Here is a 20614-nt window from a genome sequence, read left to right on the forward strand (position 1 = left end):
CGTGCGTGTTGGTCTTCTCGATCGCATGTAGCCCGCGGGTCACTCGGCTGCTTCGGTTGGCTTCGATGCAGTTTCGTCGGAGTTCTTGTCACGATCAAGAATCGAACTCGCCTTCGAATGAGGCCGCTCACTGTTCTGATGTCGCCGAGCAGCGCGCGTTCCGCTCCTGTCTGGACGGAACTGTTTGTGCGTGAGCACGAGGGCATCCCGCGGCCCGGAGGCCAATTCAGTCGCGCGGCTTACGCAGTGCCTCGCCCGGCTCGGGCCCCAGCTCCGGCGCATTGCCGGTCATCATCTGGCTCAGCAGGTCCGACAGCACACCGCGCTGAGGGGCATCGAACATGCGCAGCAGGTGCAGCTCGGCCGCTGCATGCCGCGGCATCGCCTCGTCAGCCAGCCGAATGCCCTTGACCGTGAGCTTGACCAGCACGCCGCGCCCGTCGTTCGGGTCGATCGAGCGCTTGATCCAGCCTTCCTTCTCGAGCCGCTTCAGCAGGTTCGACAACCCTCCCGAGGTAAAGAGCAGTGTGCTCTGCAAGCGCGAAGGCGAAAGCCGATAAGGCGCGCCCGCCACCCGCAGCGTGGCGAGCACCGCGTACTCCTGGTACTTCAGGCCAAAGGGCTCCAGCACGAGGTTGAGCGTGCGCAGCACGACTTCCTCGAGCCGCAGCAGTCGGCCGACCACGGCCTTGCCGCTGCTGTCGATGTCGGGCCGCTCGCGCCGCCACTGCCGGATGCCGCGCTCGACCAGGTCGCCGCCTTCCGCGGGCGCCTCGCGGGCCGGCGGGTGCAGGTCGGTGGCATCGTCGAGAAGCCTTGCATCGCCTTGGGGCGGACGTCGGTTCGACGCTTCTATCTTGTGCGGCATGACGTACTTTTCATGGAAAGTGAAGACGATACGCTGCCATTCTGGTGCAACGCCGCGGCGCGGGTTCGCACCTATCTTAAATGCCTTGCCTTTATCTTTCATGAAAGATAAAGTGAATTCCATTGCAGCCTTTCGGTCCTCTGATTCACAGGAGCTCTCGATGAAACCCACGTTCTCGCGCTGTCTTGTCTCCGGCCTCGTGGCTGCCTTACTGTGCGGCGCCGCGCAGGCCGAAGATCTGGTCGTCGGCATCTTCGGCGGCTCCTTCGCCGAAGACTCCAAGACCTGCCACATCGCTTCCTTCGAGAAGAAGACCGGTGCCAAGGTCGCGCTCAAGCTGGGCAGCTCCTCGCAGTTCGCGGCCGCGATCCGGGCGACCGGCGGCAAGTCGGACTTCGACGTGGTCTACATCGACAACTCACTCGCGACCCAGCTGAAGAACGAGAAGCTGCTGGAGACCATCGACAAGAGCAAGCTCACGCACGCGGCCGAGGTGTCGCCGCGCGCCCTCGACAAGGACGGCCAATACGTCGTCTTCATGACCGGCGCCACCGTCATCGTGTACGACACCAAGCAGATCAAGACGCCGCCCACGTCGTGGGCCGACCTCGCGAAGCCCGAGTACGACGGCCGCCTCGCGATCGGCGACATCAGCGGCACCTCGGGCTCGCAGTTCCTCATGGCGCTCAACCGCATGAAGGGCGGCACGCTCGCCAACATGGACCCGGGCTTCGCCGCCATCAAGCCGATCGCCAAGTCCTCGGTCACGCTCTACACGCAGGCCGACCAGATCGTCTCGCTGTTCGAGCGTCAGGAAATCGCCGCCGCCGTGTGGTACCCCGACCGCGCCGGCTCGGCCATCGACAAAGGCCTGCCGCTGGCCATCGTCTATCCGAAGGAAGGCGCGGTGGGCATCCTGCCCGCGCTGGTGATTCCGAGGGGCACCAAGTCGCCGGCGCTCGCGCTCAAGTACATCGACGAGGTTCTCTCGAAGGAAGGCCAGACCTGCTTCGCGGAACGCAAGTACGCGGGCCCGGTCAACACGCAGGTCAAGCTCAGCGACAAGGCCGCGAAGATCGTTCCCTACAAGGAGACCTTCGACAACCTCTGGCTGCCCGAGCCCGAGGCCGTGGCGAAGTCGCTGCCGGACTGGACCAAGCGCTGGCAGCGCGAAGTCGCCCGCTGATCGTTCGCCCCTTCGGCCGCAGGATCCGACCGAATGCCAGCACTGACGCTCGACCGCCTCGAGAAACGCTATCCCGGCCACACGGCCGCATCGTCGGTCTCGCTGTCCGTCCACGACGGCGAGTTCATCTCGCTGCTCGGCCCTTCGGGCTGCGGCAAGACCACCGTGCTGCGCATGGTGGCGGGCCTCATCGAACCGACCGGCGGCCGCATCCTGGTCGACGGCCGCGACATCACCGCGCTGCCGACCAACCAGCGCAACATCGGGCTGGTGTTCCAGTCGTATGCGCTCTTTCCGCACATGAACGTGTTCGAGAACGTCGCGTTCGGGCTGCGCCGCCGGGGCATGCAGGGCAGTGAGCTCAATCGACGCGTCGAGCAGGCGCTGGCGAGCGTGCGGCTCTCCGCTCTCGGCGGCCGCATGCCGCGCGAGCTGTCTGGCGGCCAGCAGCAGCGCGTGGCGGTGGCGCGCTCGATTGCACCACGGCCCAGCATCCTGCTGTTCGACGAGCCGCTGTCCAACCTCGACGCCTCGCTGCGCGACGAGATGCAGATCGAGCTCAAGCGGCTGCAGCGCGAGGTCGGCATCACCACGCTGTTCGTCACGCACGACCAGGGCGAGGCGATGTCGATGTCCGACCGCGTGTGCGTCCTCGCACACGGCGTGGTGCAGCAGTTCGACACGCCCGAGGCGATCTACCACCGCCCCGCCACCGGTTTTGTCGCGAGCTTCATCGGCCGGCCCAACCGCCTGACGGGACAGGTGCTGCGCATGCCGGAAGGCGCTGCCGGGGTGCAGTTGGACAACGGCCCCGTGCTGGCCGCGACGGGTGCAGAGGGCATGGCGCCCGGCACCGCAGTCGACGTCGTGGTCCGCCAGGAAGACATCCGCTTCGCCGACTCACCATCGACAGCCGCCTTCACGCTCGCGGGCCGGGTCGCCATGCGCTCCTTCGTCGGTGCGCGCGTGCAGTACCTGCTCGCCTTCGGCGGCACCGAGCTGATTGCCGAGGCCGTCACCAACGGCCCGCACGCCGGCCTCGAGGTGAATGCGCCGGTGGGCGTGACCATCGAGCCGCAGCACGTGTACGTGACGCCCGCCGCGCAACGGGAAGCCGCATGAACCAGCGCAAGCTCACCGGCACGCTGCTGGCGTCGCCGCTGCTGCTGGTGCTGCTGCTGGCCTTCGTCGCGCCGGTGCTGCTGATGGTGCCGCTGAGTTTGCACCCCTACGTGCCCGGCACCGGCATCTCGGCTGGCTGGACCCTGTCCAACTACACCAGCATCGTCACCGACGAGTACTACCGCGAGGTGGTGGTGCGCACGCTGGTGCTGGGCTTCGGCGTCACGGCCATCTGCCTGCTGCTGGGCTACCCGCTCGCCTATTACATCGCCAACGCGGGCCCGAAGATGAGGCTCACGCTCACGATGCTCGTGATCTTTCCGATGCTGCTCAACCTGGTGGTGCGCTCCTTCGGCTGGATCGCGCTGCTCGCCAACCGCGGCCTGGTGAACAACCTGCTGACCGACATCGGCCTGATCGAGCGCCCGATCAGGATGATGTTCAACCTGTTCGGCCTGCTGGTGGGCATGTCGCACATCTTCCTGCCCTTCATGGTGCTGATGCTGGTGCCGGCCATCCAAGCCATCTCGAAGGACGTTCAAGCCGCCGCGTACACGCTGGCCGCGAGCCGGCTGCGCGTGTTCTGGTCGATCACGCTGCCGATGAGCGCGCCGGGCATTCTCTCGGGCTCGATCCTGGTCTTCGTGCTGACCATCAGCGCGCTGGTCACGCCGCGCATGCTCGGCGGGCCCACCTACAAGGTGATGGCGACGCTGATCTATGACGACTTCCTGCAGACGCTCGACTGGCCCGCGGGCGCCGCGATGTCCTTCGCGCTGACCGCGCTGACGCTGGTGGTGATCGGCCTGTCGAGCCGCGTGCTCAAGCGCTGGGGAGGCCACGCATGAGCGGCGAACGCAACCGGGCGCCCGTCCTCGCGGCCACGGCCATCGCGGTGGTGGTGTTCCTGCAGATCCCAGTGCTGGTGGTCGTACTCGCGGCCTTCAGCAAGACGGCCTACCTCACCATCCCGCCGAAGGGCCTCACCTTCCACTGGTTCGACGTGGTGCTGCGCGACCCCGAGTACCTGAGCGCGGCCTGGACCAGCCTGTGGCTCGCCGCCGCATCGACGGCCGCCGCGCTGGTGCTGGGGCTGATCGCGGCCTATGCGATCCACCGCCGCATGGTGCCGGGCGCAGCGGCGCTCACCTCACTGTTCATGGCGCCTCTGATCCTGCCCTCGGTGGTGCTCGGCGTGGCCCTCCTGCAGTACTACACGATGACCGGCCTGCGCGGCAGCTCGTTCGGTCTGTGGCTCGCGCACGTGGTCATCACCGTGCCCTATGTGATCCGCGCTAGCCTGGGCAGCCTCTCGGCGGTTGACGAGTCGCTGGAAGACGCCGCCCGCGTACTGGGCGCGAACGGCCTCACGAGCTTCCGCCTCGTCACGCTCCCGCTGGTCAAGCCCGGGCTGGTGGCGGGCGGCCTGTTCGCTTTCATCACCTCGCTCGACAACGTGCCGGTCTCGGTGTTCCTTCTGTCGGCGAGCCAGACCACGCTGCCCGTGAAGATCTTCACCTCGGTCGAACAGGGTGTCGATCCGAGCGTGGCCGCCGTCTCCACCCTGCTCATCGTGACCACCGGCATCGTACTGCTGCTGGCCGAGCGATGGACGGGTTTCCACAAGCACGTCTGAACCGTTTTCTCCAAGGAGTTTTCCGATGCCGACCACGAGCAAAGGCTTTCCGCTCATGCTGACCTTCGACCTCGATGCGGAGACCATGTGGACCGGCCGCGACCCGGCCAATGCCCAGCGCCCCATCCTCATGTCGCAGGGCGCCTACGGCTGGAAGGTGGGCATGCCGCGCATCCTCGCGCTGCTGGCGCGCTACGGCATCTCGGCCACCTTCTTCATTCCGGGCGAAGTGGCCGACAAGCACCCGGACCTCGTGCGCGAGGTGGTCGACAAGGGCCACGAGGTCGCGCACCACAGCTACAGCCACCGCTGGATCGTGAGCCTGAGCCCCGCGGAAGAGCGCGAGGAAATGGACCGCGGCATGGAAGCGCTCACGCGCCTGGCCGGCACGCGCCCGCGCGGCTGGCGTTCGCCCGCGGCGGAGTTCAGCAGCATCACGCTCGACCTGATCAAGGAGTACGGCTTCGACTACTCTTCGAACTTCTTCGACGACGACTCGCCCTACCTGCTGGAGATCGGCGGCAAGCGTACCGACATCGTGGAGCTGCCGTTTCGCTGGGTGCTCGACGACGCGCCCTTTTTCCAGTACTCGATCACGCTGCCGGGCCGCACGCTGCAGGCGCCCTCGGCCGCGCTCGAGGCGTGGACGAGCGAGTTCGACGTGCTCTACGCCGAGGACCGCATGATGATGATCGGCATGCACCCCCAGCTCATCGGCCAGCCCTCACGGCTCAAGGTGCTCGAAGGGCTGATCGAGCATGCGCTGTCGCACTCGAACGTGTGGATCGACCGCTGCGACCGCATCTCCGACGACATGCGGCCGCGCCTGAAGGCGGCCGTCGCGACATGAGCGCCTCGCCGACCGGCCTGCGCCTCGCCGTCAGCGGTGGCGCCAGCGGCATCGGGCTCGCGGTGGCCCGGCTCGCGGTCGAGCGCGGTGCGCGCGTCGTGCTGCTGGACCGCGATGCCAAGGGGCTTGAAACCGCAGTCGGTGTGCTCGGCGACGCGGCCCTTCCGCTGGTGTGCGACGTGACCGATGCTCCCGCCGTCAAGGCCGCAGTGGACAAAGCGGCAGCGTGGCTCGGCGGCCTCGACGCGCTCGTCAATTCGGCCGGCGTGGATGCGCTCAAGCCGCTCGAAGAGACCGGCGATGCCGAATGGGCGCACATCATGGCAGTCAATCTCACGGGGCCGATGCTGGTGTGCCGCGCCGCGATGCCGCATTTGCGTGCGGCCGGCGGCGGCAGCATCGTCAACATCGCTTCGGGCGCCGGGCTGCGGCCGCTACCGCACCGCACGGCCTACTGCGCCACCAAAGCCGCGGTCATCATGTTCGGCAAGGCGCTGGCCATCGAGGCAGCGGCCGATGGCATCCGCGTTAACGCGGTGTGCCCGGGCGCGATCGACACGCCGCTCTTTCGCACCAGCTACGAGCGCAGCGACGATCCGCAACGCGCGCTCGACGAAATTCGCCAGCGCTACGCCCTGGGCCGCGTGGCCGCGCCGGAAGAGGTTGCCGAGGCCGTGCTCTACCTGAGCGGGCCGGGCGCCAGCTACATCACGGGCACCGCGCTGGCCGTCGACGGCGGGCGCACCTTTCATTGAAGAACCGGCCATGTCATTCGACAAGCGCATCGCCGTCGTCACCGGGGGCGGCCAGGGCATCGGTGCCGCCACGGTGCTCGACTTCCTCGCGCGCGGCGCGCGCGTGGCGGTCCTCGACCTCGACTGCGCGCCGCTGCAGCAGCAGCTCGCCGCGCGGCCCCAGGCGGCAGGCCGCTGCCTGTGCGTTTCGGGCGACTGCACCGACGCCGCCGTGGTCGCTGCCTTCTTCGACCGGGTCGAATCGGAAATGGGCGCAGTCGACATCCTGTTCAACAATGTCGGCCAGAGCGCACGCGAACGCGGCGGTGCATTCATCGAATCGGACGAGGCCGTGTGGCGCTTCGTCATCGAGGTCTCACTGCTGACGGCGATGCGCGCCTCGCGCCGTGTCGCGCCGGGCATGAAGGCGCGCGGCTTCGGCCGCATCGTCAACATGAGCACCGATGCGGCCTTCGTCGGCGACGTGGGGCTGGCCGACTACGCTGCCGCCAAGATGGGCGTGGTGGGCTTCACGCGCTCGCTGGCGCGCGAACTCGCGACGCACGGCGTCACCGTGAACGCCGTGTGCCCTGGCGCGATCCGAACGCGCGCGCACGAGCGGCTGCGGCCGGAGGTGCTCGCGAAGATCGTCGCCGACACGCCCGCCGGCTTCATCGGCGCGCCCGAAGACGTGGCCGCCGCAGTGCGCTTTCTCGCGAGCGACGACGCCCGCTTCATCACCGGCCAGACGCTGCTGATCGACGGCGGTCGCTGGATGCTTTGACCGACTCTTCCGCAAAGGACACGACCATGGACTTGATGGACCACAACGCGCGCGATCTGGCCGCGCTGATCCGCAAGAAGGAGGTGTCGCCCGTGGACGCCGTGCGCGCGGCGTTGGCGCGCATCGAGGCGCGCAACAAGCTCAACGCCTTCATCACCGTGACCGGCGAGCAGGCGCTGGAGGCCGCGCGCCGCGCCGAGGCCGCGGTGATGGCCGGCGACACGCTCGGCCCGCTGCACGGCGTGCCGTACTCGGTGAAGGACCTGACGCTGACAGCCGGCGTGCGCACCACCATGGGCTCGGCCATCTATGCAGACTCCGTGCCGAAGGAAGACGCGGTGGCGGTGGCGCGAGCCAAGGCCGCGGGTGCGATCCTGATCGGCAAGACCACCACGCCCGAGTTCGGCCACAAGCAGGTGCCGACCGCGCCGATCTTCGGGCGCACGCTGAACCCGATCGACGCGCGCTACACGCCGGGCGCGTCGAGCAGCGGCGCGGCCGTGGCGGTCGCGGCCGGCTTGGGCTCCCTCGCGCTCGGCACCGATGGCGGCGGCTCGATCCGCATCCCGGCCTCGTGCTGCGGCATCGTCGGCCTCAAGGCGACGCTGGGCGTGGTGCCGCACCTGCAGGCGCCCGACCTGTACTCGGCCAACTCCTTCACCGGGCCGATGGCGCGCGACGTGGCCGACACGCAGCTGCTGTTCGACACGATCAAGGGCTTCGATCGACGCGATCCCTATGGTCTCGGCGGCCCGATGCCAAGGCGCGCCGTTCCCGCTTCGCTGCGCGGCCTCAAGGTGGCCTGGTTGCTCACCGCCGGCAACCCGGTCGATCCCGAAGTGGAAGCCGTGACCACGGCGGCCGTGCGGGCGATGGAGCGCGAAGGCGCGATCGTCGAGACCGTGCAGCTCGACCTCGTGGCGCTCGAACGCCACTTCCTCGTGATGCTGCAATCGATGCTGGCCGCGCGCGTCGGCGCCAATCTCGAGCGCTTCGGCGACCGGCTCGACGCCACGCTGATCGATGCCGTGCACAAGGGCCGCCGCCACAGCGCGGTCGACCTGCACGAAGCCACCTTCGCCAAGACGCGCTGCTTCACCGAACTGCAGGGCCTGTTCGAACGCTTCGACGTGCTGGTGTCGCCCACGGTGTCGGCGCCGCCGCTGCCCATCGACATGGACGTGAGCGGCGAGGTCGAGATCGCCGGCAAGCCTGCGGGCACCATCCGCGGCGCCTGGTACCCGTACACCTACCCGATGAACCTCACGGGCCATCCAGCGCTCTCGATGCCCTGCGGCAAGAGCGCGATCGGCCTTCCCATCGGGCTGCAGCTCGCCGGTCGTTGGTACGACGACGACTACCTGCTGGCCATCGCGCGGCTCGTCGAGCAGGCGCTCGGCTGAACTTTCCTTTCTTCTTTTCACCACCGAGGTTTCCATGCGAGCGTCCTCCCTTCGCCTTCTCTGCATCGCCGCCTGCGCCGCGGCCACCGTCCAGGCAGCGCAAGCCGAACTGCCGCCGGGCCTTGCGGGCGGCAACCTCAAGATCGTCGTGGGCTACGCGGCCGGCGGCGCGGCCGACACGGTGGCGCGGCTCTACGCCGAGCAGCTCAAGGACGCGGGCTTCGGCAGCATCGTCGTGGACAACAAGCCGGGCGCGTCGGCGCGGCTGGCCTGGGACGTGGTGAAGAAGTCCAAGGCGGACGGCCTCACGCTCTACCTCGCGCCCTCGCCGCTGCTCACCATCCTGCCACTTACCTACAAGACGCCGGGCTACGACGCCGAGAAAGACCTCACGCCGGTTGCGCTGCTGGTGGAGATTCCCACCGCCGTCGTCACGGGGGCCTCGCAGCCGTATAGCTCCATGAAGCAGTATGTGGAATGGGCAAAGAAGAACCCGACCAAGGCCACGCTCGGGCTCGCGACCATCGGCAGTTCCGGGCACCTGGGCGCCTTCGCGCTCGCCAAGGCGCAAGGCTTCGAGATCACACCCGTGGCGTACCGCGGCGCATCGCCCATGCTGGTCGATGTGGTCGGCGGCGAACTCTCGATGGGCTGGGACGCCGCCGCCAGCATGATGCCGCTCTACAAAGGCGGCAAGATCAAGTTCCTGGGCCTGAGCGGCGACCGCCGGCTGCCTGCGCTGCCCGAGGTGCCCACGGCCAAGGAGCAGGGCTTTCCGGAGTTCGTGGCGGCGACCAGTTGGTATGGCGTGTACGCGCCCGCCGGCACGCCGCCGGCCGCGCTGGCCGCGCTCGAGAAGAGCTTCCTGGCCGCCGCCGCGAAGCCCGAGCTCGTGCGCAGCCTCGAAGCCGCAGGGCTCGTGGCGCATTCGGAAGGCCGCGCCGACCTGGCCCAGCGCGCGCAGCGCGAGCGCAGGAACTGGGAGCCGATCGTCAAGGCCGCGGGCATCGTCGTCGACGAATGACCAAGGAAAGCAGAGCCACCATGTCCGACGAAGCCCTCTTCTTCACGCCCGCCACCGAGTTGGCGAGCCTCCTGCGTTCGGGCAAGCTGTCGCCGGTCGAGCTGGTCAGGGCCGTGCTCGACCGCGCCAAGCGCCTGCAGCCACGGCTGAACTGCTTCATCACGCTCACGGCCGAGCGCGCCCTGGCCGAGGCACGCCGTGCCGAAGCTGACATCGTGGCTGGCCGCCCGCTCGGCGCGCTCCACGGCATTCCGTTCACCGTGAAGGACCTCGTGAACACCGAGGGCGTGCCCACCACCTTCGGCACCGTCGTCCATCGCGACAACGTGCCGTCCGAAGATGCCGTCAGCGTGGCGCGGCTGCGCGCGGCCGGCGCGATTCTGATCGGCAAGACGACGACGCCAGAGTTCGGCTCTGGCCCGATGACCAACTCGCCGTTGTTCGGCAGCACGCGCAACCCGTGGGACGCCTCGCGCACGAGCGGCGGCTCCAGCGGCGGCGCGGCAGCCGCCACTGCGGCGGGCATCGCTCCGCTGGCCGTCGCGACCGACGGCGGCGGCTCGACGCGCATTCCGGCCGCCTGCAACGGCGTGGTCGGCCTCAAGCAGTCCAACGGCGTGATCCCGCACAGCCAGGCGCAGGACCTGTTCGGCAACCAGACTTACGTCACGCCGACGACGCGCACAGTGGCAGACACCGCGTTGATGCTGCAGGTGATGGCCGGTCCTTCCGCGGTGGATCCCTGGTCGATCGGCCTGCGCGCCCACGACTATGCCGAGGCTGCGCGACCGCAGGGCGACCTGCGCGGCAAACGCGTGCTGCATTGCGTCGCGCCGCCGGGCCGGCCGGTGTCGAAGGACGTGGAACGCAGCTTCGAATCCGCCCTGCAGACGCTCGCCGGCCTCGGCGCCACGCTGGAGCCTTTCGCTGGCGGCGGCTTCGATGTCGAGCCCATCTGGCGCGCCATCAATCACACCGTGTGGCGCGCACGCTTCGCGCCGCTGGTCGAAAAACACCCCGAGACCTTTAGCGAAACCTTCAAGCGGCAGATCGCATCGGCGGCCAGCGTGAGCGGCGTCGAATACCAGGAAGCGATGTTCGCGCGCTCGGCACTCTTCAAGCGGGTGCAGGGGCTTTTCGAACGCGCCGACGTGCTGGCGACGCCGACGCTGTCGCGCTCGGCGCTGCCGATCGACCAGGATCTTTTCGGCGCGATCGACATCGACGGGCAACGTTTCGACAACGTGCGTGCGTACTGGTACCCGTGGACCATGCTGTTCAACATGACGGGGCATCCCGCCATCAACCTGCCCAGCGGGTTCGGCAGCGACGGCATGCCGCTGGGCCTGCAATTGGTAGGACGGTTCCAGGAAGACGCGCAGTTGCTGCAGATCGCGAGCCATTTCGAAGCGGCATCGAACTTCGCAATGCACCGGCCTTCCGGCCTCTAGGAATCAGGACCGCCGACCATTTACCTGTATTGGTTGAAAGCCAGCTCAAGGCACGATCCAGCCTGACGACGGGCCGACCATGAAATAACTTATGCCCACTGCGCCCTGAGCCCAATCGACCTCGTGACTGACTTCACCCCGATGCTTGGCTCGTCGATGACGACTCTTCTGGACATCGACCCAAGGCTGAAGCTTGTTCCATCGAGGCACTCTAGGTCGCCGCGAGGCTTTCTGCACCGAAGCGCGGCGCGTGCGATAGCCACGACCTGACTGGATGAATGAGCTCAACATGTGCGGGATCAGCGAGCTGCCCATCGCCCTGTGGCCCCTCACGAACAACGGCGGCAGTTCGCCTTGTCCGACTCCGCCCGGGAACTGGATGTACACCCGCTGCCCGTCGTTCCCACTGTTTCCCCTACCGCCCCCCCCGTCTTCGGCGCCCCGCGTCGAAAAAGGCCGTTATCAGCGCTGTGAATGACAAACATCAGGAAGCTGAACTTCCCATACCTAAGGGAAAACCCTAATATCCGGTCTTCGGCCTTGGCCACTTGTTCCTGGGAGGAACACGATGACTTCTTTCGTCGACCTGCGTCCGCAGCGCGCAATGGGGAACACCGCGTTTTCCTTGGCCAGCCAGATTTGGGGCCGTACCGCCGCCGCGGTGCAGGGTTTGGCGCAGCGCCGTGCCAACGCCTTGGCCGACGAGCGCTTCCTGGAGCGCGCCAGGCGCGATCCGCGCCTGCTCGCAGAACTGCAGGCAGCGATTGCGCGCCATCAATTCACCTCCTGAAGGTCCGCCGCCGCAGCATCCAGTCGCCGAGGCTGTGCGGGTAAGCAGGGCTCCTGCTGCACGCATCGCCTTGCATGGAGAGCACGCGTTCTAAGTGAGCGTTTTGCTCCGTTCCCGGTGTCCTTTGCACGGAAAGACATAAGCGCCAAGCCGGAGCTGTGCACTCAAGCCTGCGTTGAGGTGCCGCCCCGAAGCCGCTCCATGACACCGTCCAAGGCGCTGTAGACGGCACTGAACACCCCAGCAGCCGCCAGGGCCTGAGCCAGCTGCTCGTTCAAACCACCTTTCGTGGAGAATTCTTCTCGCATTGCTGCGAAATCCCCGCTGGGGGCGGACCTGGCGGTGCTCCCCAGGGCATAGAAGATCTGCGAAGCAAATCGCGCTCCCAGGTCCTCCGATATCCCCGCTCCGGCGAGCCAAGTCGACACGGTGTGGAGCAACTCGAAGTACGAGCCCATGATGGACGTTGCGGCCATCAACGCGTCGAACGCCTCTTCGGATTCGACCGGAATGGCGCTGCCCAAATGACCGAAAAGCTCTACGACGGCCTCGGGCGCGGCATACAGGGCCATCGGCCCGATCAGGTTCGCAACGAATGGCAACGGCGCTGCGCGTGCAACGGTTGCCGCGGGAGCCACCATGGATCGGACGCAGTCAATCGGCCATGTGGCAACCAAGCTCACAACATGATGGACGCGCCTGAAGCGAAGTCCGCGCAGCACCTCCTCGGCGACCTGCGGTCGCACGGAAAGCACGACGAGGTCGCTGGCATCCAGTACGGCCTGATTCGACTTCGCCACGCGGACGTTGGCGAAACGCGCTTCGAGCTCCTGCGCGATCGTCGCATTGCGAGGCGAAACAACGATCTCCAAGTAAGACACCTCGGCCTTGGACAGCCCCTCGACGATGGCCGTAGCGATCGCGCCGGTGCCGATGAATCCGAGCCTCATCGCTCGCGGATCATCAAACGCCGGTGCGACTGGCCCATGCGCCCGCCTTCAGGACGCCAACGATGCGTTCTCCCTGGCCGCCGAGAACACGGATGTCGGCCAGAGGATCGCCATCCACAACGAGCAGGTCCGCAAAAGCGCCTGCCTTGACGATGCCGAGTTCGTCCTTCTTCCCAACGATCTCGGCGCCTACTGCGGTGGCCTGGCAGATTACTTCGAAGGTGCCAAGGATCTCGGCGCGAATGCTCAGCTCGTCGCTTTGGAACTGCTGCATGTCGCCCAGCAGGTCGCTGCCCAGGCCCATTTTCACGCCGTGACGCTTGAAGATCTCCAGCGCCTTCAACCCTTGCAGCCTGACCGACTCGTTCTTGGCGAGCACGTCTGCCGACAAACCCATTTGGGCGCCGACGCGACTCATCGCGTCATAAGTGACCAAGGTAGGCACCGCGAAAGCGCCGTGCTTGGCCATTGACGCGGCAGCCTCGTCGTCCACGAGGTTGCCGTGCTCGATCGTGCGAATGCCAAGCTCGACCACGCGTTTGATCGCCTTGCCGGTGTAGGCATGGGCCATCACATAGGTTTGATGCGACGCGGCCTCTTCCACGATCGCCCTGACCTCGTCCACCGAGAACTGCAGATTGCCGATCGGATCCGTCGGCGAGGCGACGCCGCCTGAGGCCATGATCTTGATCTGGTGGGCGCCGGCGCGCATCTCTTCTCGAACCGCCTTGCGCACCTCGTCGACGCCGTCGACGATACGACCGATGGCGCCGAGGTTGCGATTGCAACCGCACGGATCGGGGTCGGAGTTGTCGAACCGATCCCTGAAGTCGCCGTGGCCGCCGGTCTGGGAGAGCGCCTTGCCTGCAACGAAAAGTCGCGGACCCGCAATCACGCCCTCCTCGATGGCCTTGGACATCGCGTAGTCCGCGCCACCGGCGTCACGCACCGTGGTGAAGCCGCGGCGCAGCATGCCGGCAAGGATGGGCACCGCGCGCAGCAACGCAAAGGTGTTGGGCAGACGCCCGTTGAGGCCCAGGTTGGCAACGGACGCGATCACATGCGCGTGGCAGTCGACCATCCCCGGCATCACGGTGCGGCCGCCGACGTCGATGACCTCTGCGCCGTCCCGATCGATGGGTCGGGTCGTTACTTCGCGAATGCGATCGCCTTCGATCAGGATGGAATAACGACCATCGTCGGCTTCGTGGTCGGCGTCGAGGACGCGCGCGTTGGTGAGAATGATCATGAGAGGACTTTCGGGGACGTGGAATTCAGACGTGTTCCAGGGGGCCGTCGTCGGACGGTCCGGCCGGCGCATGCGCCAGGTATTCGGCCAGAGGAGCCGCGGCGAGTTGCGCGAAGACGAGCGCCGCGGGCCCGCTGGCTGCGTCGTACTGCCCGGCCCCGTCAAGCAAGTTCAATGTACCGATCGTGACGCCGTTCTTGCGCACAGGGATGTTCAGCACGCTGTCGCAGCCGATCGAGGCGAGCAGCTCATGTTCCGAGAACACCGCCTTGATGTCGGCCTTGTTCGACCCGACATAGATCCGGCCCTCGCGCAGCACGTGCCGCGTCCAGTCGCTGTCGGTCACCGCCTTGGCGCCGCCCACCGGATTGATGTCGGGCCGGCTGCTGTGCACGCGTCGCAGGCGTCCTTTCGCCATGTCGAAGGCCAGCACGGTGAACAGCCGGTGGCCGAACGCCGTGGAGAGTGCACGCTCGAACTCGAGCCAGATGTTCACCTCGCCCGGCGCGCGCTGCAGCGTGGAGGCGAGACCGGCAATGCTGGCGAAGGGTTCAGTCAGGTTCATGGTGATCAGGTGCGAGGGGTAGCGAGCGCAATCCGCTCGGAAAGGAGGCCCGTCGGTTTCCACAACAACACGATGAGCAGCGCGGCGCCGACCAGCATCTCTCGCACAGCGGCGAGCTGGACGGGTTGCAGGCCTGGCAGGACATCCGCGAAGAACCGTGTGGCTTCCAGGAAGACCACCACGGCATACGCCCCTACCACCGCGCCGAGCGGCCGCCCGACGCCGCCCGCCGTGACGGCGAGGAAGATGTAGATGGTGATGAGCGACTGGAAGTGGTCGGGCGAGACGTAGGACTGGAAGTGCCCGTAGAGGGCGCCCGCCACTGCAGCGATCGCGGCAGCCAGCGCGAACGCTTCGTACTTAAAGCGCAGCACCGGCTTTCCTGCAAACCGTGCCAGCTCCTGATCCTCCCGGATCGCCTTCAGCGTCCGACCGTACGGCGAAAGGTCGAGCCGCCGAAGTGCGAGCCAAACCAGGCACACGATGGCCGATACGAGGATCAGGTAGAAGATCGGGAAGCCGGTCTGCCCCAGCGATTGCTTGAAGGGGCCGGGGATCCCGGAAATGCCATCGGCGCCGTTGGTGAGCCAACGCTCGTTCAGCGCGACCAAGCGCACGACTTCGCCGAAACCCAGCGTCACGATGGCGAGGTAGTCATCGCGAAGCCGCAGCGTTGCGAAGGTGATGACCAATCCCGCGACCACGCCGCAAGCAATGGCGATCAGCCAGCCAAGAATGACCGGCGCGCCGCTGCCCGTGACGATCGCCGACGCGTACGCCCCGACGGCAAAGAAACCAGCCAGGCCAAGGTTGACCATGCCCGCCATGCCCCACACCAGGTTGAGGCTCAACGCCAGAAGCGCATAGATGCCGCCGATGGTCAGCGTGAACAGAACGTACGAGGCCATCAGGTGCTCCTTTCGCCGAGCAGGCCGCGCGGGCGGAACGTCAATATCGCAAGAATCGCGAAGAATGCGATGGCGCCGCGGTACGTCGCCGGCACCGCCAGGAGCGAGACCTCCTCGGCCACGCCAATGGCAAGAGCGCCGACCACCGCGCCAGGAATGGATCCGAGGCCGCCAAGGACCGCGGCGGCAAATACCGAGAGCAGCACGCGATATCCGGTCAGCGGATCAATGGACGTGTCCATGCCAAGAAGCACCCCGCCCACGCCGGCCAACGCCGCACCCACAGCAACGGCGAAACCGGAGATGATCTTCGGGTCGATGCCTTTGAGGCGCGCCAAGTCATCGTTGTCCGCGACCGCGCGCATCGCCCGGCCGAAGCGACTGAATCGAAGGAAGGCGAAAACGCCGCCCATGACCACGACTGCAATGGCGAGGTTCTGAAGCTGCTGCGATCCAACACGGATGGGACCGAAACGCATGTCCGGGTGGATGGGGAGGTCGAAGCCCTGCAGGTCGTTACCGAAACTGAAGCGGACGATGTTTTCCAACACCACGTTCAGCGCGATCGATCCGATAGCCGCGGTCAAGGCGCCAGCCGGACGCAGTGGCGCCAGCGCGGTCTGTTCGGCGAGCAGGCCCACCAATCCCGAGACGACAGCGGCGAGCAGCAGGAGCGGAACGATGCCCATCCCGAAATGCTGGTTCGCATAGATAGCCGCGAAGCCGCCGATCGTCATGTAGGCGGCGATGGCGAAGCTGGGATATCGCAACACGGCGAAGATTGTCGTGAACCCGATGGCGGGGAGCGCCATGAGCGATCCCGTCATCAGGCCACTCACGATCGCCTGGAGCAAAGATGAAAACATCAACGGCCGATCAGACGATCTTGAGCAACGCCAACTTGCCAGCCTTCACCTGCTCGTAGCGGAACTTGCTGTCGATGATGTCGCCGATGTCGGTGAAATCGCAAGGACCACTCGCACCGTCGTAGTCGATCTTTTTCTTGGCGGCCAGTTGCTTCATGCCTTCGACGGCGTTGTCCACCTTGATCCGGTCCGACCCCTGACTGATCGTGCGCACGTTGGTCTTGATCGTGGTGCCGTTCATGTCGCTGCCGCCAACGGCAAGGGCAAGAATCACCAGGTTGATCTGGTCGTACATCTGCACCGTGTACGGATCCGGGTTGGACATTCCCGCCAGCTTGGCCACCCGGGCATAAGCGTTGGATCCTTCGGCCGGCGACGGCGAGATCGTGAACGTGCCTTCGACGATCTCGGGCTGGACGCTCTCGATCAGCTTCTGATTGACGGCATAGGCGAAGGCAATCTTCTTGCCCTTGTAGCCTGCGCGGAAGAGATCCTTCAGCATCACGGTCGTGTCGGGCGTGTAGCCACCGAAGATGATGGCGTCGGGCTCGAATCGGAGGATCTCGTCGACTTCCGAGCGGTACGAGGGACGCTTGTCGTCATAGACCAGCGATCCAACGGAGCCTCCGGCTTTCTTCACTGCCGCGGTGATGCCTTCGAGCTGGGTCTTGACGAACGGCGTCTGGGGGGAGATGAAGAAGACCTTTTTCGCGCCGTTCTCGACCGCGAAGGCGCCGAACTTCTGCCCTTGCAAAGTCGTGTTCGGCTGGGTGCGGATGAGGTAGCCCTGATGCGGCAGGAGCGTGATCGAATCGGCGCCCGAGGTGGTGGTCTGGAAGGTCTTCGACTCCCAGCACAGCGGCGCCACCGCCGTGGTCACCGCTGATGCCCATGTCCCCATCACCGCCGCGACCTTGTCGACGTCGATGAGCTTGCGCGCAGCGCGCACGGCTGCTTCCGCACTTGTCTGGTCGTCTTCGATGAAGAGCTCGACCTTGCGTCCAAGGATGCCCCCGGCCGCATTGACCTCATCGACCACGCCCTTTGCCACCTTGGCCATGGGACCGCCGTACGGGCCGCCGGAGCCCGTCAGCGGAAGCAGCGCACCCAGCCGCACCCGCGCGCCCTGCGCCCACGCGGAAGTTCCGGCAAGTACGCCGGCGGAGGCCAGCGCACCCAACTGGAGGATGTCGCGGCGGTTCCAACGAATGATTTGCTGATTCATGATGGGCTTCCTGTGAAGTGGAATCGAGGTTGCTGGGTTTAGCGGTCATCCGCCAAGGAAAAGGCGTCGCGTTTCTGGATCTGCGGCGAGCGCAGGGCCCGTGCCTTCAGACGCGGCTCGGCCTGCCACCAGGACATAGCCGCGCGTCGAGATCGCCAATGCCTCGACCGCATGCTGCTCGACCATCAGCACCGGCAGCCCGCTTTGATTGAGCGCGACGATGGCCTCGAACAGTTCGTCGGCGGTCTTGGGTGACAGCCCTGCCGTCGGCTCGTCCAGCAGGATCAGCTTGGGATCCGTCATGAGGCCCATGGCCATTGCCAGGATCTGCCTTTGCCCGCCCGACAGTGTTCGAGCCATGGCACGCCGCTTCTCGGCGAGCATCGGGTAGCGCTCGAAGGCTTGCTCAGCCCGCTGCTTCTGCAGCCGTGGCGCCGAGAACGCGCTGATCATGAGGTTCTCGAGGACGCTGAGCGTGCCGAACACATTGCGCTCCTGCGGCACGAAGGAGATGCCGGACTTTGAGCGGCCGAGGGCATCGGCGGCGGTGACGTCCGCGCCGTCCAGCGTGATGCAGCCTTCCTTCGCCTTCACCAATCCGGCGACGGCCTTCAGCAAAGTCGACTTGCCTGCGCCGTTCGGCCCGATGATGGTTACGATCTCGCCGGCGCCGACGTCGATGGAAGCGCCCTTGAGAATCTGTTCCGAAGCGCCGTAGCCGGCAATCACGTCCTTGACGACGAGAAGAGTCAATGCCGCCTCCCCAGATACGCTTCCTGGACGCGGGAATCGGCCACGACATCGTCGAAGCGGCCGGCGGTCAGCGTCTTGCCATCGGCCATCACGATCACGGGATCGCAAAGATCGCGGATAAGCGCCATGTCGTGCTCGATGAGACAGATCGTGATCCCGGACTTGTTCAGGGACACCAGGTGCTCGCCGATCTGCGCGGTCAGCGTCGGATTGACGCCAGCCATCGGCTCGTCGAGGAGAATCATTCGTGGGTCGGCCATCAATGCGCGGCCGATCTCCACCAGCTTCTTCTGCCCGCCGGACAGCGCCGTGACGGGGTTGTCGATCACGGGGTCCAGCCGGAGTCGCTTGGCAATCTGCCAGGCCTTTTCCGAAAGTTGCTCTTCTCGCTCACGAGAGCGGCGGCTGCTCGTCAGCGCATCCCACAAGCCCTCGCCCGGCTGCGCCGGCCCATAGAGCATCAAATGCTGGAACACCGAAAGCTTGGGGAATCCGCGCGCCAGTTGAAAGGTCCGGATCAGCCCGCGACGAACGATGTCGTCGGGTTGCCTTCCCGTGATCTCCTGGCCATCGAACTTGATGCTTCCGATATTCGGTGCGTAGAGACCCGAGACAACGTTGAAGAGCGTCGACTTGCCTGCACCATTGGGCCCGATCAAGCCGGTGATCGTGCCGCGCGCGATGGACAGGTCGACGCCACGCAACGCGGCCACGCCGTAGAAGCTGCGGACAACGCCCGAGATGGTCAGCATGATCGGGCCCTCGCGATGTCTGCAACGCCCCTCATTCGTGCTTCCCCAGGAACAGATCCGACGCCTTCGGGTCGTTGAGCAGGTCGGCCGCGAGACCGGTCATGGCGACACGCCCTTGATCGATGATGTAGCCGCGCTGGCTGATCGCAAGCGACTGGCGCGCGCGCTGCTCCACCATCAGCACCGTGACACCGCTCTGCGGAAGCACACGAACGTAGTCGAGGATTTCGTTCACCCGCGCCGGCGACAACGCCGCCGTCGGCTCGTCGAGCAGCAGCGTGCTGGGCTCGCGCATGAGTGCGCGGGCAAAGGCCAACTGCTGGCGCTCGCCGCCGGAGAGCGTGCCGGCCGCGCGGCGTCGATAGCCGGCCAGGGCCGGGAACAGCGCGTACATCGCGTCCGCACGATCGCGCGGACGCTTCACGCCCTGCACCACCAGCAGGTTCTCGTGCACGGAGAGGGAGGCGAACACGTTCGCGACCTGCGGGACGTAGCCGATGCCGCAATCGAGCCGGGCCTCGACGGACTTGTTCGCAAGGTCGAGTTCACCCAGCATCACCGAACCGGCGCTGCGGGGCAGCAGGCCCATGATCGCCTTGATCACCGTGGACTTGCCGGCGCCGTTGGTGCCGGCGATCGTCACGATCTCGCTGGGATGGACCTCGAGCGACACGCCCTTCAGGATGTCGACCTCGTTGTAGCCGCCCGTGAGGTCGTCCACTTTGAGTAGCGGCTTCATGCGGCGGCTCCCATGTAGGCGGCTCGCACCTGCGGATGCTCGAGCACGGCACCGGGCTCGCCATGGGCGATCAGCTTGCCGGTATCCAGTACGTAGAGGTCGGTGACCAGGCGATTGAGCGCCATGAGGTTGTGCTCGATGATGAGAAAGCCGATGCCACGCTCCTTGTTGATCTCGCGGATGCGCTCGGAGATCTCCTCGATCAGCACGGGGTTCACGCCTGCATAGGGCTCGTCAAGCAAGATGAAGGACGGCTCGGACATGAGCGCGCGGCCGAGTTCGAGCAGCTTCTTCTGGCCGCCGGAGAGTCCCCCTGCGGGCTTGTCGGCCACTGCATGAAGCTTCAGAAAGTCGATCAGCTGATCGGCCCTGGCCATCACCTCGTCTTCGAATCGCTTGACCTTTGCGGGCATCAAGAAGAGTTCGACCAAGGACTCGCCAGGCTGCTTGCGCGGCCCCACCATCAGGTTCTGGCGGACCGTGAGATGCTTGAACTCGCGCGGAATCTGGAACGTGCGTCCCAAACCGAGTTGCGCGCGCCGCGCGGGCGACGCATGTCCGAACGAGTTCTCCCCAAAATGGATCTCGCCGCCATCGGGCTTCATGAGGCCGCTCAACACGGAGAACAAGGTGCTCTTGCCCGCGCCGTTGGGGCCGATCATCCCGTGCAGCCCATTCAGGGAGACGTCGAAGCTCACGCCCTGCAGGACTTTGAAGTCGCCATAGGAAAGCGAGATGTCCCGCGTGCTCATCTGGGTC

The 20614-nt window shown here is 66.2% G+C and carries 22 protein-coding genes and 1 pseudogene; 11 read left to right on the forward strand and 12 right to left on the reverse strand.

The window, feature by feature from the left end; translation table 11 throughout:
• Positions 1-226 precede the first annotated feature (226 nt).
• Positions 227-868 carry a MarR family winged helix-turn-helix transcriptional regulator gene (locus ACSQ89_RS30090; RefSeq protein WP_436296683.1) on the reverse strand — a complete coding sequence of 214 codons (642 nt, stop codon included), beginning with the start codon at positions 866-868 and terminating at the stop codon, positions 227-229.
• 160 nt (positions 869-1028) lie between these two features.
• Here ACSQ89_RS30090 and ACSQ89_RS30095 point away from each other — a divergent pair, with 160 nt between their 5' ends.
• The 10 genes from ACSQ89_RS30095 to ACSQ89_RS30140 are packed head-to-tail and all read left to right on the forward strand — an operon-like array spanning position 1029 to position 11058.
• Positions 1029-2054, forward strand: a complete 1026-nt coding sequence (locus tag ACSQ89_RS30095) for an ABC transporter substrate-binding protein (protein ID WP_436296684.1) — start codon at positions 1029-1031, stop codon at positions 2052-2054.
• 33 nt (positions 2055-2087) lie between these two features.
• Complete coding sequence (locus ACSQ89_RS30100) at positions 2088-3176, forward strand: ABC transporter ATP-binding protein (protein ID WP_436296685.1); 1089 nt, start codon at positions 2088-2090, stop codon at positions 3174-3176.
• Positions 3173-4024 (forward strand): ABC transporter permease, encoded by an 852-nt coding sequence (locus ACSQ89_RS30105; RefSeq protein ID WP_436296686.1) that lies wholly within the window; start codon positions 3173-3175, stop codon positions 4022-4024. The genes ACSQ89_RS30100 and ACSQ89_RS30105 overlap by 4 nt, the downstream gene beginning before the upstream one ends.
• On the forward strand, positions 4021-4812 hold the full coding sequence (locus ACSQ89_RS30110) for an ABC transporter permease (RefSeq protein WP_436296687.1): 792 nt from the start codon (positions 4021-4023) through the stop codon (positions 4810-4812). The genes ACSQ89_RS30105 and ACSQ89_RS30110 overlap by 4 nt, the downstream gene beginning before the upstream one ends.
• Before the next feature lie 25 nt (positions 4813-4837).
• Positions 4838-5662 carry a polysaccharide deacetylase family protein gene (locus ACSQ89_RS30115; protein WP_436296688.1) on the forward strand — a complete coding sequence of 275 codons (825 nt, stop codon included), beginning with the start codon at positions 4838-4840 and terminating at the stop codon, positions 5660-5662.
• A complete protein-coding gene (locus ACSQ89_RS30120; RefSeq protein WP_436296689.1) occupies positions 5659-6417 on the forward strand; it encodes an SDR family NAD(P)-dependent oxidoreductase in 759 nt (252 codons plus the stop codon). The genes ACSQ89_RS30115 and ACSQ89_RS30120 overlap by 4 nt, the downstream gene beginning before the upstream one ends.
• A 10-nt stretch (positions 6418-6427) precedes the next feature.
• Entirely contained in the window at positions 6428-7180 is a 753-nt protein-coding gene (locus ACSQ89_RS30125; RefSeq protein ID WP_436296690.1) for an SDR family NAD(P)-dependent oxidoreductase, read from the forward strand.
• Between the two features lie 26 nt (positions 7181-7206).
• Positions 7207-8583 carry an amidase gene (locus tag ACSQ89_RS30130; RefSeq protein WP_436296691.1) on the forward strand — a complete coding sequence of 459 codons (1377 nt, stop codon included), beginning with the start codon at positions 7207-7209 and terminating at the stop codon, positions 8581-8583.
• 34 nt (positions 8584-8617) lie between these two features.
• On the forward strand, positions 8618-9607 hold the full coding sequence (locus tag ACSQ89_RS30135; protein ID WP_436296692.1) for a Bug family tripartite tricarboxylate transporter substrate binding protein: 990 nt from the start codon (positions 8618-8620) through the stop codon (positions 9605-9607).
• 20 nt (positions 9608-9627) lie between these two features.
• Positions 9628-11058 (forward strand): amidase, encoded by a 1431-nt coding sequence (locus ACSQ89_RS30140; RefSeq protein ID WP_436296693.1) that lies wholly within the window; start codon positions 9628-9630, stop codon positions 11056-11058.
• A gap of 298 nt (positions 11059-11356) precedes the next feature.
• Here the strand turns inward: ACSQ89_RS30140 and ACSQ89_RS30145 are convergent.
• Positions 11357-11460, reverse strand: a pseudogene (locus tag ACSQ89_RS30145) (P-type conjugative transfer protein TrbG); the annotation flags it as partial.
• Positions 11461-11626: 166 nt separating this feature from the next.
• On the opposite strand from ACSQ89_RS30145, the gene ACSQ89_RS30150 reads away from it, so the two are divergent.
• Entirely contained in the window at positions 11627-11848 is a 222-nt protein-coding gene (locus ACSQ89_RS30150) for a hypothetical protein (protein WP_436296694.1), read from the forward strand.
• Positions 11849-12012: 164 nt separating this feature from the next.
• On the opposite strand, the gene ACSQ89_RS30155 is transcribed toward ACSQ89_RS30150, so the two are convergent.
• The 10 genes from ACSQ89_RS30155 to ACSQ89_RS30200 are packed head-to-tail and all read right to left on the reverse strand — an operon-like array spanning position 12013 to position 20607.
• A complete protein-coding gene (locus ACSQ89_RS30155) occupies positions 12013-12798 on the reverse strand; it encodes a pyrroline-5-carboxylate reductase (RefSeq protein ID WP_436296695.1) in 786 nt (261 codons plus the stop codon).
• Between the two features lie 13 nt (positions 12799-12811).
• Complete coding sequence (locus tag ACSQ89_RS30160) at positions 12812-14047, reverse strand: amidohydrolase family protein (protein ID WP_436297258.1); 1236 nt, start codon at positions 14045-14047, stop codon at positions 12812-12814.
• A 25-nt stretch (positions 14048-14072) separates the two neighbouring features.
• The gene (locus ACSQ89_RS30165; RefSeq protein WP_436296696.1) at positions 14073-14612 is read right to left on the reverse strand and encodes a GAF domain-containing protein; all 540 of its coding nucleotides are present in this window, start codon (positions 14610-14612) and stop codon (positions 14073-14075) included.
• 5 nt (positions 14613-14617) lie between these two features.
• Positions 14618-15520: a branched-chain amino acid ABC transporter permease gene (locus ACSQ89_RS30170; RefSeq protein WP_436296697.1), complete on the reverse strand. Its 903-nt coding sequence runs from the start codon at positions 15518-15520 to the stop codon at positions 14618-14620.
• On the reverse strand, positions 15520-16386 hold the full coding sequence (locus tag ACSQ89_RS30175; RefSeq protein WP_436296698.1) for a branched-chain amino acid ABC transporter permease: 867 nt from the start codon (positions 16384-16386) through the stop codon (positions 15520-15522). Before ACSQ89_RS30175 ends, ACSQ89_RS30170 begins: the two co-directional genes overlap by 1 nt.
• Positions 16387-16396: 10 nt before the next feature.
• The gene (locus tag ACSQ89_RS30180; RefSeq protein ID WP_436296699.1) at positions 16397-17611 is read right to left on the reverse strand and encodes an ABC transporter substrate-binding protein; all 1215 of its coding nucleotides are present in this window, start codon (positions 17609-17611) and stop codon (positions 16397-16399) included.
• Between the two features lie 45 nt (positions 17612-17656).
• The gene (locus tag ACSQ89_RS30185) at positions 17657-18364 is read right to left on the reverse strand and encodes an ABC transporter ATP-binding protein (protein ID WP_436296700.1); all 708 of its coding nucleotides are present in this window, start codon (positions 18362-18364) and stop codon (positions 17657-17659) included.
• Positions 18361-19116, reverse strand: a complete 756-nt coding sequence (locus ACSQ89_RS30190) for an ABC transporter ATP-binding protein (RefSeq protein WP_436296701.1) — start codon at positions 19114-19116, stop codon at positions 18361-18363. Before ACSQ89_RS30190 ends, ACSQ89_RS30185 begins: the two co-directional genes overlap by 4 nt.
• Before the next feature lie 31 nt (positions 19117-19147).
• Positions 19148-19855: an ABC transporter ATP-binding protein gene (locus ACSQ89_RS30195; RefSeq protein ID WP_436296702.1), complete on the reverse strand. Its 708-nt coding sequence runs from the start codon at positions 19853-19855 to the stop codon at positions 19148-19150.
• On the reverse strand, positions 19852-20607 hold the full coding sequence (locus tag ACSQ89_RS30200; protein WP_436296703.1) for an ABC transporter ATP-binding protein: 756 nt from the start codon (positions 20605-20607) through the stop codon (positions 19852-19854). The genes ACSQ89_RS30195 and ACSQ89_RS30200 overlap by 4 nt, the downstream gene beginning before the upstream one ends.
• Positions 20608-20614 lie beyond the last annotated feature (7 nt).

This window comes from Variovorax sp. LjRoot175 (assembly GCF_964253805.1).
Taxonomy (GTDB): Bacteria; Pseudomonadota; Gammaproteobacteria; order Burkholderiales; family Burkholderiaceae_C; genus Variovorax.